Below are 2,263 nucleotides of genomic sequence, written 5' to 3' on the forward strand. Positions count from 1 at the left end.
GGCAGGAGTCTGCCGCCAGCAAGAAAATTGATTATTTAAAGTTGATGGTTCGGGAAATAGAAGTCGGATCTAACAGCATTAATATGCTTTTGTCTCGTTCAGGCATAAAGCAATGTTTATTAAATGAGATTACTGATAAGAAAACATTTAAAGATAACACTGATGATGAGTTTCTTATTGCCATACCCACTAAACTCAAACGATGCGGCCAAGAAACAAAACTTATTATTACCGATAAGCATATCAACGAACCTGATACTAACTCAGTGACCGCGATTCAACAGGCACTCAAAAAAGCATTAATTTGGAATCAAGCACTCATCACTGGACAAGTAGATGACATGAAAGAATTGGCAAAACAAGAAAACGTCACACAACGTTATGTTGCTCATCTCATTCAGCTTGCTTTTTTGGCACCAGACATTATTGAGAAAATCAATAAGGGAAATATTCCGAATGAATTAACTTTAGAACAACTCAAAAAGAAAACTCCGTATGACTGGGACAAACAACATGCATTATTGAAATTTAATTACAAATAAGTCTCTGTAAGAAATTATAAATCGGAACGTGCTTATACGTAACCAGGAAAAGTCAATCTGTCCTCGTATGATGCTTACTAGTTCGACCTATCTGGAATACCGGCAGAAGTTTCAAAAACTTGTGCCGAGTCATAAACTTTTTTAGACACTAAAATTGAAGGCATACATTTTTCTATTAAAAATTAATTCATGCATATGTTTAATCCTGAAATAGTTGCATCCCACTTTACTGAACAAATATATTCTTTTACTCCATCAATACCTAAACCTAATAATTGTTCGGGAACATTTATAACACGATCACCTTTCGCATTTATTATTTTTAATAGAAGGCCACTGCCACCTGCTTGATTAACTGGAAGCAAATATATGTTTTTTTCTCGTTCTAAAAAAACAATTGATTGAATATTTTTGAAATATGTTTCATAAACTATATTTGACAGATATATTTTTCCATCGTGTATTTTAACTGTAAGAGGGATTTGATCAGACATGCTCATAATTATTAATAATCGTTATTATTTTATCGATGACAATATCAGCTGATTGATTTACAGACTTTGATAAATCCAGCCCAAATTCTAAAGATTCTGCTTCAATTAAATATACATTTACTTTTTTCGGAAAGTTTTCTTTAAAAATCTTTCTTCCAGCATAAAGTGCATTATCCCAACGAAAATCATGCAAGTTGTAACTAGGTGCGGGAATATTTTCTAATTCTTCACCTGGCACCTCATAAATTGCACCCGGATCAGAACCTGTTGAGCTTGCATCGACAATGATTAATTGCTCACATCCTCTAGCCATAAACATTACATCCATGCCAGATGTACCCGCATCAAAGATATTTACATTGTTGTTAGGATTTTTATCCAGGTAGGAATTAAGAGATTGGGCAACAACAATACCTACGGCATCATCACTCCGATTAGCATTACCGCAGCCAATAATTGTGAGCATACTGCACTATCATAAATAATTTGTATAAATCCTTAAACTATCTAATCTAATTATGAAGCCAAATTCCCAGCACGCAATGCAGATACAACATCAGTGATAGATATTATGCCTAATAACACATCATCTTCGACAACTGGAAGGTGACGAAACCGGTTACTTGTCATAATTTGCATACAAGCTTGTATGTTTTCTGAAGGAGGCACAACAATCACTTCTTTTGTCATAAGCTCCTCAACTGTTATCTCCCACGGGACAATACGTTTAGGGGCTGCTTTTCTAATATAATCTCTTTCTGAAACGATTCCGATTAATTCATCATTTTCTAAAACCAATAACGCACTAATTTTATTCTCTGCCATTATCTCGACAGCATCTTGAAACGGTTTTTCAGGTTCTATCGTGAAAAGTTTTCTTTTGGTTTTATTTTCTAACAACAATTTTGCTGTGATTATCATAAATTTCTCTGTATTTAGATACGCCAAAGCCGGCATGACCATTCCTCTTCAACCGGCAACATTAATTCGGGTAATTCACAAAATCGTCTGTGCACCTTGTAATACATACAGGTTTCACAGGCTTGTTCATCGTCATCAATAACGTAAGGTTTGAGCGTAAAGCCGGCAACCTTTAACTTGTTTATAACATCTGATTCTTCAAGATTCTGCAGACGTGAAATAACTTCCAGTATTTCTTCGTGGGTATATGCTCGTGGTTCTACTTCAACATCAAGACCATTGGATAATGATTCTTGCAGGCTATTT

The 2,263-nt window shown here is 34.9% G+C and carries 5 protein-coding genes; 1 reads left to right on the forward strand and 4 read right to left on the reverse strand.

All coding sequences use genetic code 11. The features are described from left to right. On the forward strand, nt 1-542 hold a 542-nt coding region (locus RLO81_RS16030), incomplete at its 5' end, for a hypothetical protein (RefSeq protein ID WP_502880467.1). 182 nt (nt 543-724) lie between these two features. Here RLO81_RS16030 and RLO81_RS16035 read toward each other — a convergent pair. The 4 genes from RLO81_RS16035 to RLO81_RS16050 all read right to left on the reverse strand — a co-directional run. After that, the gene (locus tag RLO81_RS16035) at nt 725-1,036 is read right to left on the reverse strand and encodes a hypothetical protein (RefSeq protein ID WP_350113896.1); all 312 of its coding nucleotides are present in this window, start codon (nt 1,034-1,036) and stop codon (nt 725-727) included. Beyond that, entirely contained in the window at nt 1,029-1,502 is a 474-nt protein-coding gene (locus RLO81_RS16040) for a hydrogenase maturation protease (protein WP_350113899.1), read from the reverse strand. The genes RLO81_RS16035 and RLO81_RS16040 overlap by 8 nt, the downstream gene beginning before the upstream one ends. 50 nt (nt 1,503-1,552) lie before the next feature. Continuing rightward, the gene (locus RLO81_RS16045; RefSeq protein WP_350113901.1) at nt 1,553-1,957 is read right to left on the reverse strand and encodes a CBS domain-containing protein; all 405 of its coding nucleotides are present in this window, start codon (nt 1,955-1,957) and stop codon (nt 1,553-1,555) included. 14 nt (nt 1,958-1,971) lie between these two features. After that, nucleotides 1,972-2,263: hypothetical protein (locus tag RLO81_RS16050; protein ID WP_350113904.1), on the reverse strand; the 292-nt coding region annotated here is incomplete at its 5' end.

This window comes from Fulvivirga sp. (genome assembly GCF_040220315.1).
Taxonomy (GTDB): Bacteria; Bacteroidota; Bacteroidia; order Cytophagales; family Cyclobacteriaceae; genus Fulvivirga.

What these genes read in the sequence shown, in the direction of transcription:
- RLO81_RS16035 (WP_350113896.1), bottom strand. Translation starts at nt 1,036, where the DNA reads ATGTCTGATCAAATCCCTCTTACAGTTAAAATACACGATGGAAAAATA.
- RLO81_RS16045 (WP_350113901.1), bottom strand. Translation starts at nt 1,957, where the DNA reads ATGATAATCACAGCAAAATTGTTGTTAGAAAATAAAACCAAAAGAAAA.
- RLO81_RS16040 (WP_350113899.1), bottom strand. Translation starts at nt 1,502, where the DNA reads ATGCTCACAATTATTGGCTGCGGTAATGCTAATCGGAGTGATGATGCC.